The 14,566-nt window shown below is 71.9% G+C and carries 15 protein-coding genes; 8 read left to right on the top strand and 7 right to left on the bottom strand.

Features of this window, described 5'->3' with window-relative positions:
- Positions 1-83 precede the first annotated feature (83 nt).
- Entirely contained in the window at positions 84-2,030 is a 1,947-nt protein-coding gene (gene gyrB, locus AC0OO9_RS14665) for a DNA topoisomerase (ATP-hydrolyzing) subunit B (protein WP_484517654.1), read from the bottom strand.
- A gap of 506 nt (positions 2,031-2,536) precedes the next feature.
- Here gyrB and AC0OO9_RS14660 point away from each other — a divergent pair.
- A complete protein-coding gene (locus AC0OO9_RS14660; protein ID WP_484517653.1) occupies positions 2,537-3,091 on the top strand; it encodes a hypothetical protein in 555 nt (184 codons plus the stop codon).
- On the opposite strand, the gene AC0OO9_RS14655 is transcribed toward AC0OO9_RS14660, so the two are convergent.
- Entirely contained in the window at positions 3,076-3,552 is a 477-nt protein-coding gene (locus AC0OO9_RS14655) for a MarR family winged helix-turn-helix transcriptional regulator (RefSeq protein WP_484517652.1), read from the bottom strand. The genes AC0OO9_RS14660 and AC0OO9_RS14655 overlap by 16 nt on opposite strands.
- Positions 3,553-3,646: 94 nt before the next feature.
- Here AC0OO9_RS14655 and AC0OO9_RS14650 point away from each other — a divergent pair, with 94 nt between their 5' ends.
- Positions 3,647-3,874 carry a hypothetical protein gene (locus AC0OO9_RS14650; RefSeq protein WP_132235445.1) on the top strand — a complete coding sequence of 76 codons (228 nt, stop codon included), beginning with the start codon at positions 3,647-3,649 and terminating at the stop codon, positions 3,872-3,874.
- A gap of 3 nt (positions 3,875-3,877) precedes the next feature.
- On the opposite strand, the gene AC0OO9_RS14645 is transcribed toward AC0OO9_RS14650, so the two are convergent.
- The 5 genes from AC0OO9_RS14645 to dnaA form a co-directional block, all read right to left on the bottom strand.
- Positions 3,878-4,489, bottom strand: coding sequence for a DciA family protein (locus AC0OO9_RS14645; protein WP_484517651.1), 612 nt, complete (start codon positions 4,487-4,489; stop codon positions 3,878-3,880).
- Positions 4,479-5,612, bottom strand: a complete 1,134-nt coding sequence (gene recF / locus AC0OO9_RS14640) for a DNA replication/repair protein RecF (RefSeq protein WP_484517650.1) — start codon at positions 5,610-5,612, stop codon at positions 4,479-4,481. Before recF ends, AC0OO9_RS14645 begins: the two co-directional genes overlap by 11 nt.
- Positions 5,613-5,628: 16 nt before the next feature.
- Entirely contained in the window at positions 5,629-6,501 is an 873-nt protein-coding gene (gene gnd, locus AC0OO9_RS14635; protein ID WP_132235451.1) for a phosphogluconate dehydrogenase (NAD(+)-dependent, decarboxylating), read from the bottom strand.
- A 41-nt stretch (positions 6,502-6,542) separates the two neighbouring features.
- Positions 6,543-7,676 (bottom strand): DNA polymerase III subunit beta, encoded by a 1,134-nt coding sequence (dnaN, locus tag AC0OO9_RS14630; protein ID WP_132235453.1) that lies wholly within the window; start codon positions 7,674-7,676, stop codon positions 6,543-6,545.
- A gap of 762 nt (positions 7,677-8,438) precedes the next feature.
- Positions 8,439-10,271 (bottom strand): chromosomal replication initiator protein DnaA, encoded by a 1,833-nt coding sequence (gene dnaA / locus AC0OO9_RS14625; RefSeq protein ID WP_484517649.1) that lies wholly within the window; start codon positions 10,269-10,271, stop codon positions 8,439-8,441.
- Between the two features lie 633 nt (positions 10,272-10,904).
- On the opposite strand from dnaA, the gene rpmH reads away from it, so the two are divergent.
- The 6 genes from rpmH to rsmG all read left to right on the top strand — a co-directional run bounded on the left by rpmH (position 10,905) and on the right by rsmG (position 14,527).
- Entirely contained in the window at positions 10,905-11,042 is a 138-nt protein-coding gene (gene rpmH, locus AC0OO9_RS14620) for a 50S ribosomal protein L34 (RefSeq protein WP_089002791.1), read from the top strand.
- Positions 11,043-11,078: 36 nt separating this feature from the next.
- A complete protein-coding gene (gene rnpA, locus AC0OO9_RS14615) occupies positions 11,079-11,495 on the top strand; it encodes a ribonuclease P protein component (RefSeq protein WP_132235457.1) in 417 nt (138 codons plus the stop codon).
- A 44-nt stretch (positions 11,496-11,539) separates the two neighbouring features.
- Positions 11,540-11,779, top strand: a complete 240-nt coding sequence (gene yidD, locus AC0OO9_RS14610) for a membrane protein insertion efficiency factor YidD (protein ID WP_207914193.1) — start codon at positions 11,540-11,542, stop codon at positions 11,777-11,779.
- A gap of 3 nt (positions 11,780-11,782) precedes the next feature.
- Positions 11,783-12,766 (top strand): membrane protein insertase YidC, encoded by a 984-nt coding sequence (gene yidC, locus AC0OO9_RS14605; RefSeq protein WP_484517648.1) that lies wholly within the window; start codon positions 11,783-11,785, stop codon positions 12,764-12,766.
- 215 nt (positions 12,767-12,981) lie between these two features.
- Positions 12,982-13,572 (top strand): Jag family protein, encoded by a 591-nt coding sequence (locus AC0OO9_RS14600; RefSeq protein WP_151452753.1) that lies wholly within the window; start codon positions 12,982-12,984, stop codon positions 13,570-13,572.
- A gap of 208 nt (positions 13,573-13,780) precedes the next feature.
- Complete coding sequence (rsmG, locus tag AC0OO9_RS14595; protein WP_484517954.1) at positions 13,781-14,527, top strand: 16S rRNA (guanine(527)-N(7))-methyltransferase RsmG; 747 nt, start codon at positions 13,781-13,783, stop codon at positions 14,525-14,527.
- Positions 14,528-14,566: the final 39 nt, after the last annotated feature.

Here is a 14,566-nt window from a genome sequence, read left to right as displayed (position 1 = left end):
GCTGTGGATACCGGCCGTGCTGTGGATAACTCTGTGGACAGGCGGGTCGGCCGGTGGATGACCGGCCGGCCCGCCGGAACCCGTCAGATGTCCAGGAACCGGACGTCCTTGGCGTTGCGCTGGATGAACGAGCGGCGCGCCTCGACGTCCTCACCCATCAGCACGCTGAACAACTCGTCGGCGGTGGCCGCGTCGTCGAGCGTGACCTGACGCAGCGTACGCGTCGCCGGGTTCATCGTGGTCTCCCACAGTTCGGGGTAGTTCATCTCGCCGAGGCCCTTGAACCGCTGGATGTCGTCCGGCTTCGCGTTCGGCTTCTTCTGCTGGCGCAGCGCGATCAGCCCGTCCCGCTCGCGGTCCGAGTACGCGTACTGCGCGTCGTCGCCGCGCTTGTTCCACTTGATCTTGTAGAGCGGAGGGGCGGCCAGGTAGACGTGCCCCATCTCGACCAGCGGGCGCATGAAGCGGAAGAGCAGCGTGAGCAGCAGCGTCTGGATGTGCTGGCCGTCGACGTCGGCGTCGGCCATCAGCACCACCTTGTGGTAGCGCAGCTTCTCCATGTCGAAGTCGTCGTGGATGCCGGTGCCCAGCGCGGTGATCAGCGCCTGGACCTCGTTGTTCTTCAGCACCCGGTCGATCCGGGCCTTCTCCACGTTGAGGATCTTGCCGCGGATCGGCAGGATCGCCTGGGTCCGCGGGTCGCGGCCCTGCTTGGCCGAGCCGCCGGCCGAGTCGCCCTCGACGATGAAGACCTCGGACTCGCGCGGGTCGGTGGACTGGCAGTCGGCCAGCTTGCCCGGCATCGAGCCGGACTCCAGCAGGGACTTGCGCCGGGCCAGCTTGCGCGCCTGCTGCGCGGCGATCCGGGCCCGGGCGGCCTGGGACGCCTTCTGGATGATGATCTTCGCCTCGGCCGGGTTGCGGTCGAACCAGTCGACCAGCCACTCGTTGCAGACCCGCTGCACGAAGCTCTTCACCGGGGTGTTGCCCAGCTTGGTCTTGGTCTGGCCCTCGAACTGCGGGTTGGCCAGCTTGACCGAGATGATCGCGGCCAGGCCCTCGCGGATGTCCTCGCCGGAGAGCTTCTCGTCGCCCTTGAGCAGCTTCTTGTCGGTGCCGTAGCGGTTGACGACGCTGGTCAGCGCGGCCCGGAAGCCCTCCTCGTGGGTGCCGCCCTCGTGGGTGTTGATCGTGTTGGCGAAGGTGTAGACCGACTCGCCGTAGGACTCGTTCCACTGCATGGCGATCTCGACCGACATGCCCTCCTCCTCAGCGCCGAACTCGACCACGGTCTTGTGGATCGGGTTCTTCGAGGCGTTGAGGTGCCGGACGAAGTCGGCGATGCCGCCCTTGTAGCAGAAGGTGACCTCGCGCGGCTTGCCCTCCTCGCCCTCCGGGACCCGCTCGTCGAGCAGGTGGATGGTGAGGCCCCGGTTGAGGAAGGCCATCTCCTGGAGGCGCCGGTAGATGGTCTGGAAGTCGAAGTCGACCGTCTCGAACACGTCGGCGTCGGGCCAGAAGGCCACCGCGGAGCCGGTGCGGTCGGTCGACTCGCCCTTCTCCAGCGGGGTCGGCTTTGAGTTGTGGTACTGCTGCCGCCAGACGAAGCCGGACTTGTGGATCTCCACCGCCATCTTGGTGGAGAGGGCGTTCACCACGGAGACGCCGACGCCGTGCAGACCGCCGGAGACCGCGTACGCCTTGCCGTCGAACTTGCCGCCCGCGTGCAGCACGGTCAGCGCCACCTCGACACCCGGCTTCTTCAGCTTCGGGTGCAGGTCGACCGGGAAACCCCGGCCGTTGTCGGTGACCCGGACCCCGCCGTCGGCGAGCAGCACCACGTCGATGGTGTCGCAGTGGCCGGCCAGCGCCTCGTCCACCGCGTTGTCGACGACCTCCCACACCAGGTGGTGCAGACCGCGCTCACCGGTCGACCCGATGTACATACCGGGGCGCTTCCGGACCGCCTCCAGCCCCTCGAGAACGGTGATCGACCCGGCGCCGTACTCCTGCTTGTCCTGCGCTGCCACCTTCGGCCACTTTCTCGCGCCGTCCGCACCTGGTGGCGCGTCGGGCGCGGGTTCGGCGGACAGGACGCGACGTCGACGCGCAGACCGGCACCGGGGACAATTCCGGGGTACGGGTCGAACGCGCCGGTCGCCGCGGTTGCCCGCGGATCGCGATCGGCTCGACCCGACGTGGACAATGATCGCGGGCCCCGCTCCGGGCCCGTGTCTCGTCGCTCCGCACCGGGTCTTCGTCTCAGGCTCAATCTTACTGTGCGCGGACGACAGAACCACCACTCGGCACCCCTGCGAGGCGGCTGAGACCGACGTAGCCGGCCGAACCGCGCCGCCCGCGACTCCCCCTACACGCCAGGGGGCGATCGAGGGCGGCGCCGCCTGACGATCGGTGCCGGTCGGGCGGCGGGAACGCCACCGCCGCCACGCCGTCGGCCCGGCCTTGATCTTTTCGGGCCGGAACCGGACGATCGAGCCGATACGAACTATCCGTGCTCTCGAAGAGGTGACGCCCGATGGGGCTGGACAACGTCGCGGTGCAGTGGCCGCGGACCGGCCGCTTCTACGATCCGGTCGCGCCGGCCGAGTTCGTCGACTTCGGCGACATCGTCGACATGCCCCGCATCTCCGCGCCCACCGCGGCGCTAGCCGAGCTGATCGCCAAGACCGGTACCGTGCGGGCGACCGCGTACACCGAGCTGGTCGACCTCCTGCTCGGCCTGGAGGGTGTGCTCTACGCCACTGACGCGGCGGCCGAGGACGAGGATCCGGTGATCGATCCCGACGGCTGCGCCTGGGTCGCCGGCGGCATCGAGCGGTTCGTGACCGGCCACCGCCCGCACGGCGAGGACGTCACCTTCGACTCGGTGAGCCAGGTGCTGCGGTCGCTGCTCGCCGACGGGCGGTTGGCCGAGCAGCAGCTGCGCTGGCTCGACAGCCGCCTGGACGCGCTGCGCGACGAGAGCGGCGAGCCGCCGCAGTGGAACTTCACCTGCGCCGAGCTGGCCGTGCTGGCGGCCTTCTACCGGCGCTGCGCCGACCGCGGCTTCGCCGTCTACGCCGACGCCTGACCCTTCTCGGCGGCTGACCCGCGGTTGGCGGCGTCGATGACCCGGGTCAGCACGGCGTGCAGGTGGCGCAGGTCCTCGACCGGCATGCCGAGCCGTTCGACGATCGCGGGTGGGATCTGCTCGGCCCGCGCCCGCAGCGCCTGGCCGGCGGCGGTCAGCGTCACCGCGAGGCTCCGCTCGTCGGCGGGGTCGCGCTCGCGCCGGACGTAGCCGGTCGCCTCCAGCCGCTTGAGCAGGGGCGACAGCGTGCCGGGGTCGAGCTGGAGCAGGCGGCTGAGATCGCGTACGGACAGCGGCGCGTGCTGCCAGAGGGCGAGCATCACCAGGTACTGCGGATGGGTGAGCCCCATCGGCTCCAGCAGGGGGCGGTAGACGGCGACCACGCCGCGCGCGGCGACGGAGAGCGCGAAGCACACCTGCTCTTCCAGCGCCAGGGGATCCCCGTCGGGCTGGTCTGTCACGGGCGGGCCTCCTCGTCGTCGTTGCGAGCGTACCAATGATTGGTGTACCAATGGTTTGCACGCCAATCGTTCCCGTCGCACCGGAGGCCAGGCGATGACCGAGGAGAAGCCCACCCCGAAGGCCCCGGGCGAGGGCGGCCGCCTGATGGCCTGGGCGTTCCGGCGCCTCGCCGGCCCGCCAGAGGTCCAGGGCGCGGTGCAGGGCGGCTCGAACCACGCCCGGGAGGCGTGGAAGCGGGACCTGGAGCGGCGCAAGCAGTGGAGCCGCGAGCAGCGCGAGCGCAAGCGCGCCGAGCGGGAGGCCCGGCGCGAGGGTCGCTGACCGTCAGCCGTAGGTGTCCCGCGGGCCGCGGCCACGGACCCGGCGCGGGCCCTTCGACCAGGAGGGCGCCGCCGGACCGTGGATGTGCAGCTTGCGCACCACGTTGTGGCCGACCTCGCTGGCGATCTGCCTGAGCAGCGAGCCGGCCAGCAGCCGCAGCTGGGTGGCCCACGCGGTCGAGCGGGCCTCCACGGTCAGCTCGCCGTCCTCCAGCTTCACCGGCCGGCTGTGCTGGGCCACCTCCGGGCCCACCACCCGCTCCCAGGCGCCGAACACCGTCGCCTCGGCCGCCGGCTGCTGCCAACCGCGCGCCTTGACGAACCGGTTGAGCACCGCGCCGAGCGGCTGCGGATCGCGCGGGTCCGGCCCGGGGCCGGAGTAGCCGCGCAGCCGCCGCTGGCCGCCCTCGCCGTCGCCCCCGCCGGGGGCACGCCGACGCGTTCGGGCCGCCGACTCCCGGCGGGCGCGCGCCGCGTCCAGCACGGCCCGCGCCAGCTCCGGGCCGCTCGCCCCGGCCGGTGCGTCGCCGCCCGCCGCGCCGCCGGAGTCGCCGCCGGTCGTTCCGTCGCCGCGGCCCGGGCCGAGCCGGGCCGGCGGAAGCTGCTCATCCGGCACGTCGCACCGTCCCCTCGCCCACGGCGTACCGGGCGCCACGCAGGGACACCGGCACGTCCTCGTCGACCGCGCAGGTCACAAGCAGCTGGCTCGCCCCGCCGACCAGCTCCGCCAGCCGCTCCCGCCGCCCGGCGTCCAGCTCGGCGAAGACGTCGTCGAGCACCAGCACCGGCTCGATGCCGTCGGCACGGAGCAGGTCGTAGGCGGCGAGGCGCAGCGCCAGGGCGTACGACCAGGACTCGCCGTGGCTCGCGTACCCCTTGGCGGGCAGCGGGCCCAGCGTCAGCGCCAGCTCGTCGCGGTGCGGGCCGACCAGGGTGGTGCCCCGCTCGACCTCGGCGGAGCGGGACTCGGCGAGCGCGGCGGTCAGCGCCGCCGCCAGGGCCTCGCGGTCGGTGGTGGGCTCCGCCAGTTCCACCGACGGCCGGTACGCGATCCCGGCGGCCCCCCGTCCCGCCGCGACGGCGTCGTACGCCTTCGTCACGTGCGGCCCCAGCGCGGCGACCAGTTCCAGCCGGCCGGCGAGCAGCTCGGCGCCGTGTCGGGCCAGGTGGGTGTCCCAGACCGCGAGGGTCGACAGGTCCCCGCCCCGCGACCCGCCCGTCTTGCGGGCCAGGTACGCGGTGCGCAGCAACGCGTTGCGCTGCTTGACCACCCGCTCGTAGTCGGCCCGCACCCCGGCGAACCGGGGCTGACGGCTGACCAGCAGGTCGTCGAGGTAGCGACGGCGCTCGGCCGGGTCGCCCCGGACGAGTTCCAGGTCCTCCGGGGCGAACAGCACGAGCCGGAGCGCGCCGAGGACGTCCCGCGCGCGGCGGGCCGGCGACCGCCCGAGCCGGGCCCGGTTGGCCTTGCCCGGAACGATCTCCAGCTCGACCAGCAGCTCGCGCCCCTCGTGCACGACCGCGCAGCGGATCACCGCCGAGGAGGCGCCCATCCGGACGAGGGGGGCGTCCGTGGCAACCCGGTGCGAATCCAGGGTCGCCACGTAGCCCAGCGCCTCGACCAGGTTGGTCTTGCCGACACCGTTGGCGCCGATCAGGACGTTCGCCCCCGGCTCCAGGTCCACGCCGACCCGCTCGTACGAGCGGAAGTCGACCAGTTCGAGCCGGCGGACGTACACAGGCTGTGGATACCGGTCAGCGCTTGCGGACGGCGTGGCCGCCGAACTGCTGGCGCAGCGCGGCGACGGCCTTCATGGCGGGCGAGTCGTCCTGGCGGGAGGCGAAGCGGGCGAAGAGCGAGGCGGTGATCACGTTAAGCGGTACGGCCAGCCGGACGGCCTCGTCGACCGTCCAGCGGCCCTCGCCCGTGTCCTCCGTGTAGCCGCTCAGCTCGGCCAGCTCCGGGTCCTCGTCGAGGGCCCGGTCCAGCAGGTCGAGCAGCCAGGAGCGGACCACGGTGCCCTCGCGCCAGGACTTGAACACGCCCGGCACGTTGGTGACCAGCTCGGACTTGGCCAGCAGCTCGTAGCCCTCGGCGTAGGCGTGCATCAGGCCGTACTCGATGCCGTTGTGCACCATCTTGGCGTAGTGCCCGGCGCCGACCGGCCCGGCGTGCACGAAGCCGAACTCGCCCTCCGGCTTCAGCGACTCGAAGATCGGCATGAGCCGGTCGACGTGCTCCTGGGCGCCGCCGACCATCAGCGCGTAGCCGTTCTGCCGGCCCCAGACGCCGCCGGAGACACCGGCGTCGAGGTAGCCGATGCCGCGCTCGTTCAGCCGCTCGGCGCGGGGCGCGTCGTCGCTGAAGCGGGAGTTGCCACCGTCGATGATGATGTCGCCCTCGCCGAGGACGTCGGCGAGCTCGTCGATGGTCGCGTCGGTGACGCCGGCGGGGACCATGACCCAGATCGCGCGGGGTGACTCCAGCTTCTCCGCCAGCTCCGCCAGGGTCGCGACATCGCTCAGCTCCGCGTTGTGGTCGAAGCCGACCACCTCGTGCCCGGCGGCGCGCAACCGCTCGCGCATGTTGCCGCCCATCCGGCCGAGCCCTACCAGGCCGAGCTGCATGTGTTCCTACCTCCGTGCGTCGGGGTCTTCTCGGGGTGCGATCAGCGGGAGACGCGGATCGGCATGATGAGGTACCGGTACCCGGGGATGACCTCGCCATCCTCGCCGGCGGGCGAAATCACCGCGGGCTTGAAGGCGTCGACGAACGAGAGCACGGCGAACTGGGCCCCCAGGTTCGTCAGGCCGTCGATCAGGTACTGGGGGTTGAAGCCGATGGTCAGCGGGTCGCCGGTGAAGGTGGCCTCCATGGCCTCGCTGGCCCGCGCCTCCTCGGTGCCGCCGGCCTCGACCACCAGGCCGTCGGTGCTGAAGCTGAGCAGCACCGGGGTGGTCCGCTCGGCCACCAGGGCGACGCGCTTGACGACCTCGATCAGGGTGCTGACGGGCACCCGCGCCTCGGCGTTGTGGCTGGCCGGGAAGAGCGAGCGCACCGGCGGGTAGTTCGCGCCGTCGAGCAGCCGGCTGGTGGTGCGCCGGGTGCCGCCGGCGAAGCCGATCATCCCCTCGCCGGCCGCGCCCTGGGAGAGCGCCATGACGACCTGGCCACCGATCGGGCCGAGGGCCTTGGCGGTGTCGTGCAGGGTCCGGGCCGGCACGAGGGCGTTGACGCTCACCTCGGGGTCGTCCGGGTTCCACTCCATCTCGCGCAGGGCCAGCCGGTAGCGGTCGGTGGCGAGCATGGCCAGCGTGCCGCCGGAGAGCTCGATGCGTACGCCGGTCATCATCGGCAGCGTCTCGTCGCGCCCGGCGGCGATGGCCACCTGGGCGACCGCGGCGGCGAAGGCGGCGGCGTCGACGGTGCCGGTGCTCTCCGGCATCTCCGGCAGGGACGGGTAGTCCTCGACCGGCATGGTGGGCAGGGTGAACCGGGCGCTGCCGCAGACCAGCTCGAGGTGCGCGCCGACGGCGGCGATGTCCACCGGCTTGGCGGGCAGTGCCTTGGTGATCTCGGCCAGCAGCCGGCCGGAGACCAGGGCGGCGCCGTCGGCGTCCCCCTGCACCTCGACGGTCACCTGGCTGGAGACCTCGTAGTCGAAGCCCGAGACCTGCAGGTTGCCGTCGGTGACGCGCAGCATCACGCCGGCGAGCACCGGTACGGACGGCCGGTTGGGCAGGCTCTTCGCGGTCCAGGCCACGGCCTCGGCGAGCGCGTCGCGCTCCACTCGGAACTTCATCAATGCCTCCGCGTCGACGTCAGCGACAACTCTCTCATGCCGACCGCTGCCTACCGACCCGCCTGTCCGTGCGGGTACCCATCGCACCTTAGGGCGCGTGGGCATCGGCTGTGCGCCCGACCCCGTGGACTGCTGGTGCCGGGAGGCCGTCCACGACGGCGTTCCGGCCAATCCACAGGAAGTCCAACGGTGATGATTGGTTTTTGTTCTCTTAGAAGAGATAACTCGTCATCTTCATCGCACCTGTGCAAACTGTGGAGAACCCGCGTTTGCGCAGCTCAGACACGTTATCCACCGGTGGTTTACCTGTGGAGAACCCGGGGTATAACTCGCGTCCCGGTCCACAGGCGGCCGGCGCCCCCAGGTTGTCCACCGTCGTCCACCGGTTATCCACCGGTTATCCACCGACTTTCTCCCCAGACCTGTGGACAGGCGGAAGCCGCACCGACGGCGTCATCCCCAGAACCTTCAACAGGTTTCCCACAGGCCGACCGTCGTCGGTGGACAACGAGCCGGTTGTCCCCAGGCGTCCACAGGTCGTCCCCAGGGCTTGTCCACAACCTGTGGGTAACCGGAGCGTGGACGGACCGTAGTTTCCCACAGCCTGTGGACAACGAGATGTGGACAACGATCGGGGCGGTGGACGGTCACGGCTCAGATGCTGTGGCCTAGACCATGTCGAGGGTCAAGCCGGGACCGGCTGTGGAGGACGAAAAAGCGCCCGACCGATGGTCCGGTCGGGCGCGTCCGTGGGGTCGTCGCTCAGGTGTTCTGCTTGATCCGGTTGGTCAGCTCGGCGATCTGGTTGTAGAGCGACCGGCGCTCGGCCATCTGCTGGCGGATCTTGCGGTCGGCGTGCATCACCGTGGTGTGGTCCCGGCCGCCGAAGGCCTGCCCGATGCGGGGCAGCGACAGGTCGGTCAGCTCCCGGCACAGGTACATGGCCACCTGACGGGCGTTCACCAGCACCCGGGAGCGGGAGTGGCCGCGCAGGTCCTCCAGGCTCACCCCGAAGTAGTCGGCGGTGGAGACCATGATCTGGTCGGCGGTGATCTCCGGCCCGGCGCCGTCCGGGATGAAGTCCCGCAGCACCTCCTCGGCCAGCGCCAGCTCGACCGTCGAGCGGGTCAGGCTGGCGAACGCCGTCACCCGGATCAGCGCGCCCTCCAGCTCCCGGATCGAGTTCGACACCCGCGAGGCGATGAACTCCAGCACGTCCGGCGGGGCGTAGAGGCGCTCCTGCGCCGCCTTCTTCTGCAGGATCGCGATCCGGGTCTCCAGGTCCGGCGGCTGGATGTCGGCGAGCAGCCCCCACTCGAAGCGGGTACGCAGCCGGTCCTCCAGGGTCGCGAGCTGCTTCGGCGACCGGTCCGAGGTGATCACGATCTGCTTGTTGGCGTTGTGCAGGGTGTTGAACGTGTGGAAGAACTCCTCCTGCGTACGCTCGCGGTTCTCCAGGAACTGGATGTCGTCGATCAGCAGGATGTCGACGTCGCGGTAGCGCCGCTGGAACGCACTGGTCTTGTCGTCCCGGAGCGAGTTGATAAAGTCGTTCGTGAACTCCTCGGTCGAGACGTACCGCACCGAGCGCGCGTTGCCCAGCGTCGTGGCGTAGTGCCCGATGGCGTGCAGCAGGTGCGTCTTGCCCAGTCCCGAGCTGCCGTAGATGAACAGCGGGTTGTACGCCTTCGCCGGCGACTCGGCGACCGCGACGCTCGCCGCGTGGGCGAAGCGGTTGGACGAGCCGATGACGAACGTCTCGAACATGTACTTCGGGTTGAGCCGGTTGCCTCCGCCGTCGACGCCGGGCATGCGGCGGTCGTCGCGACCGCCGGGCCGGTGATCCGCGCCACCCCGCCCAGGGCCGTTGTCCGTGCCGGTGTCGCGGGGCAGGGCCCGGATCACGTGCTGGTCCCGGGGGGAGACGGCGTCCTCGCGGTAGCGCGGCTCGTACCCCCGGCTGTCGGCGGCCGGCGGGTCCAGCCGGGCGGCCTGCTCGTCGTAGCCCCGGCGCTCGGACGGGTGCCGGGGCGGCCCCGACCGGTCGGGGCGCGGCGGCTCGGCGAAGGCGGTACTGAACAGGGCCTCCTGCCCGTCCCGGTCGTCCGGCCGGTGCCCGTCGTCGCCCGGCGACGACGGGTCGGGCCGGCGCCGGGGGTGCGCCTGCTCGGGGATGAGCGGCGACTGCCCGGCGTCGTGGTCCCCGCCGTCGCGCTGCCCGGGCAACCCGTCGTAGCCGGCGTCGGCGTAGCCGGGCGGCCCGCCGTCGTGGTCGGCCGGCCCCGGCTCCGGAACGCTGCGGTAGACGGTCCCCGCCGGGCGCCCGGAACCGTCCTCGGTCACGCGTACGGTCACCGCGACCTGGATCGGCCGGCCCAGCCGGCGGGTGAGCGCCTCCGTGATCGCCGGGCGCAGGCGGGACTCGATCACGTCCCGGGTGAAGGCGTCCGGGACGGAGAGCAGTGCCGTGTCCTCGACGATGGCCCGCAGCCGGGTCAGCCGCAGGTACGCCCGCTGCTGCGCGGAGATGATCTCGTTGGCGAGCTCGTCGGTCGTTGCTGTCCACACCGCGGCAAGGTCGGTCGTACCGGTCACCGTCGTGCCACCCCCTCGCCTCTGCTCCGCCGACGCCGCCGTCTTCTCCGGTCGGCCGTCCCGGGCCCGCCGCGTACGCGCGGGTGGAACGACACCCACCGGACGACCGACCGGTCCTCGTCCACAAGTTATCCACAGCCTGTGTACGCACCGATTGTGGCCGCCCGCCGGACGCGGGTCGGACCTGCCCCCTGCCTGAACGGGCGCTGAAGCGGGTTCACCGTGCCGAACGATTCACTACCTTGTCCGGTCTTGCCCGCCGGCGACGACCGGACCTTTCGACGCTGACCGCAATCGGGCACGGTAACAGCGTTGTCGGCGCGCCATCAACCGCCGACGCGCGGCGACCCTCGCCGACATCAGCGAAAACCGCCGCTCCGGCCGCCGGGAGGGCCCGGTGTCCGCCCTGCTGAGGGTGTTTGACGGTGGTTGCCGCCCTGCGTAGGCTGGAACGGCTGCTCTCTCGCCCTCTGCTAGGGTGTTAGGTGCTTGCTGTCCGCGGTCGCTTCCCCGCATCGCCGAGGTCCCGCGCCACCGGGCAGCACCGATCGGGGGCCACCGCCGAGGTGGCCTGGACCACCACACGATCCCGGCGACCCCTCGCCCGGGGCGTACGAAAACGGAGAGCCTGACGTGAGCAAGCGCACCTACCAGCCGAACAACCGCCGGCGCGCGAAGACCCACGGCTTCCGGCTGCGCATGCGCACCCGTGCCGGCCGCGCCATCCTTTCGACCCGTCGCTCCAAGGGCCGCGCCCGCCTGTCGGCCTGAGGCCGACCGGGGCAGGTCCGGGGGACGTGGGCAGTCGTGCTGGCGGCCGCACAGCGACTGCGGCGCAGCACTGACTTCGCCGCAGCGGTCCGCGGTGGTCGACGTGCCGGCCGTGGCGCGGTCGTCGTCCATCTGAGCCTGCCGACAACCCCCGACGCCGCGACAGCAACCTCGCCGGAGCCGGCGCGGAGCAGCGGTGCGGAGCAACCCTCCGCACCGGCCCGCGCCGGCTTCGTCGTGTCCAAGGCCGTCGGGAACGCCGTGGTCCGCAACCGGGTCCGGCGTCGCCTGCGGCACCTGGTCCGCGAGCGGCTGGCGGCTCTGCCCGCGGGAAGCACCCTGGTCGTACGCGCGCAGCCCGCCGCGGCCGACGCCTCGTACCCGCGACTCGGCGCCGACCTCGACGCGGCGATCGTCGCCGCGAAGGCGCCCCGCGGGCGGCGGTCCCGGTGACCAGCGGACCGGCCGGGCCCCGGCCGACGACGATCGGTGCCCGGGTGCTGAGCGGGCCCGTCATCGCGTACCGTCGGTGGATAAGTCCGGCTCTGCCGGCCCGCTGTCGGTTCTACCCGTCGTGCAGTGCCTACGCCCTGGAGGCGGTGGCGGTGCACGGCGCGATCCGGGGAGCTGGCCTGACGGCCCGGCGGCTGTTGCGCTGCCACCCCTTTCACCCAGGTGGACACGACCCGGTGCCGAAGCCGGGCGGCCGCCGCCGCGCCGATGTGACTGGAGCCTGAGAATTGAGTCTCGACTGGATCTACTACGCGATTTCGTGGATCCTGCTGGTCTGGCACGGGGCCTGGGACTTCGTCGGGGTGCCGGATCCGGCGGTGATCGGCACCAACTGGGCCTGGATCCTCGCCATCATCTTCCTGGTGGTCACCGTCCGGGTGATCCTCTTCCCCGTCTTCGTCAAGCAGATCAAGTCGCAGCGGGCGATGCAGGCGCTCCAGCCACAGGTGAAGGCCCTGCAGGAGAAGCACAAGGGTGACCGGGAGACGCTCCAGAAGGAGATGATGGAGCTCTACCGGAAGGAAAAGGCCAACCCGCTCATGGGCTGCCTTCCGATGTTCCTCCAGATTCCCGTCTTCCTGGGCCTCTTCCACGTGCTCCGCCGGCTCAACCCGGACAAGAGCGAGGCCGGTAAGACCCTCTACGGCTGGACGATCAGCCAGTTCGAGAGCGCCTCGTCCGCGAAGCTCTTCACCGCCCCGATCGCCGGCAAGTTCGGCTCCACCGCCGAGGAGCTGACGCGGCTCGGCGCCAACGGCACCACCGTGAAGATCATCGCCGGCATCCTCGTCCTGGTGATGATGGGCACCACCTACCTCACCAGCCGTCAGATGATCCTCAAGACCGGCTGGGCCGAGGACCCGCAGCAGCGGATGATCCAGAAGCTGATGCTCTACGGCATCCCGCTGTCGCTGCTCATCTCCGGTGCCATCTTCCCCATCGGTGTGATCATCTACTGGGTCACCAACAACCTCTTCACCCTCGCGCAGCAGCAGTGGGTGCTGCGGAAGTTCCCGCCGCCGCCCACCGCCACCAGCAAGCCGGGCGCCTCGTCCCGCAACCCGGTGCAGCCGGCGAAGACGGGCGGTCTGCTGGGCCGCAAGTCGGCCCCTCCGGCCCCGGCCAAGCCGGTCGCGCCGAAGGTCGCCGGCCCCAAGCCGGGCGCCAAGCCGGTCAACCCGAAGAAGGGCCCCGCCAAGCGGCAGGGCTGAGAACGTCCGGGCCGCCGTCGGGAGACCGGCGGCGGCCCGTTCCGCACCGCGCAGCCGCCGTACGGCCGGCGCCGGGCGGAACCCGCCGCGCGCGGCGCGGCCACGGGCGAGACTGCCCGTACGACAGACGTGCCCATGGGCACCGGCGACCTCCCGCCGGCCCCGGGAAACCAGCGGACCCGACGGTCCGGCCGAGCGACTACGGAGATGAGACCGTGACCGACACCAGCACCCCCCGCGCCGACGAGTCCCTGGACGAGGAGGGGACCGAGCCGACCGCGGTGAACGGCGAGACCGAGGAGACCGACGAGGAGTCGGGCACCCGGGAGAAGAAGGCCGTCGGCGAGAGCGAGCTGTTCCGGCAGAGCGAGATCGCGGCCGATTACGTCGAGGGCCTGCTCGACATCCTCGACTACGACGGCGACATCGACGAGCTGGTCTCCGCCGGTCGTCCCGTCGTCGAGGTGGTCGGCGGCCGGCTGCAGAACCTCGTCGGCCAGCGCGGCGCCACCCTGGAGGCGCTCCAGGAGCTCGCCCGGCTGGCCGTCTTCCGGCAGACCGGCACCCCGAGCCGGCTGCTGCTCGACGTCGGCGGCTACCGGGCGACCCGCCGCAAGGAACTCGCCGCCGTCGCCAAGAACGCCGTGGAGAAGGTCAAGGAGCACGGCGAGCCCGTGCGCCTGGAGCCGATGTCCGCGTTCGAGCGCAAGTGCGTGCACGACGTGGTCAACGCCATGAGTGGCGTGGAGAGCGAGTCCGAGGGCGTCGAGCCGAACCGGCGCATCATCGTCCGGCCGGCGGACTGACCGGGTGACCCACGACGACACCACGGCCGGTGCCGTGGACGGCCCGGGTGGCACGCCGCCCGGGCCGTCGCCTGTCCGGCCCGAGCCGACCGCGACCCCCGACGCCGCGCCGTCGACCGACGTCCCCGAGGGCGCGCCGTCCTCGACCGTCGCCCCTGAGGGTGCCCCGTCATCGACCGACGCCGCCGAGGGCGCCCTGCCCTCGGCCGTGGCCGCGGAGGGCGCTTCCCCGGCCGTGGCGGTGCTGCCGCCGGAGTTGGCCGGTGCGGCGCGCACCCTCTTCGGCGACCGCCTCGACCTGGCCGCCTCGTACGCCGAACTGCTCGCCACCGACGGCGTGGTTCGCGGCCTGATCGGCCCGCGCGAGGCGCCCCGGATCTGGGATCGCCACCTGCTCAACTGCGCGGCGGTCGCCGAGCGCATCCCGGAGGGCGCGACGGTGCTCGACGTCGGCTCCGGGGCCGGGCTGCCCGGCCTGGTGCTGGCCATCGCTCGACCCGACCTGACGGTGACCCTGATCGAACCGCTCTCCCGGCGCACCTCCTTCCTTATCGAGGCGGTGCAGCACCTCGGGCTGGCCAAGATGGTCCGGGTGTTCCGGGGGCGCGCCGACGAGGCGGCGAGCGGGTCGACGGGCATCGGTCCGCTGAGCGCGGACGTGGTCACCGCGCGCGCCGTCGCACCGCTCGACCGGCTCTCGACGTGGTGCCTGCCACTGGCCGTGCGCGGCGGTCGGCTGATCGCCCTCAAGGGAGCTTCCGCCGCGGAGGAGATCGCCGAGCACGCGCAGACCGTGGCCCGACTCGGTGGCGGTGAGCCCGAGGTGCACCGCTGCGGCGAGGGAGTGATCGATCCGCCGACGACGGTGGTGGAGATCGTGCGGGAGCGGATGATCGGACCGGCCCGGCCGAAGGTCGCGAAGAGCGCGCGCGGCGGCCGCTCCCGGCGGCGTTGAGTCCCTCCCGGACACCCGCGCGGGATGTCCGCTTACCGG

The sequence above is a fragment of the Micromonospora sp. USAFONa4 genome (assembly GCF_057197825.1).
This window is presented reverse-complemented; position numbering and strand designations above follow the sequence as displayed.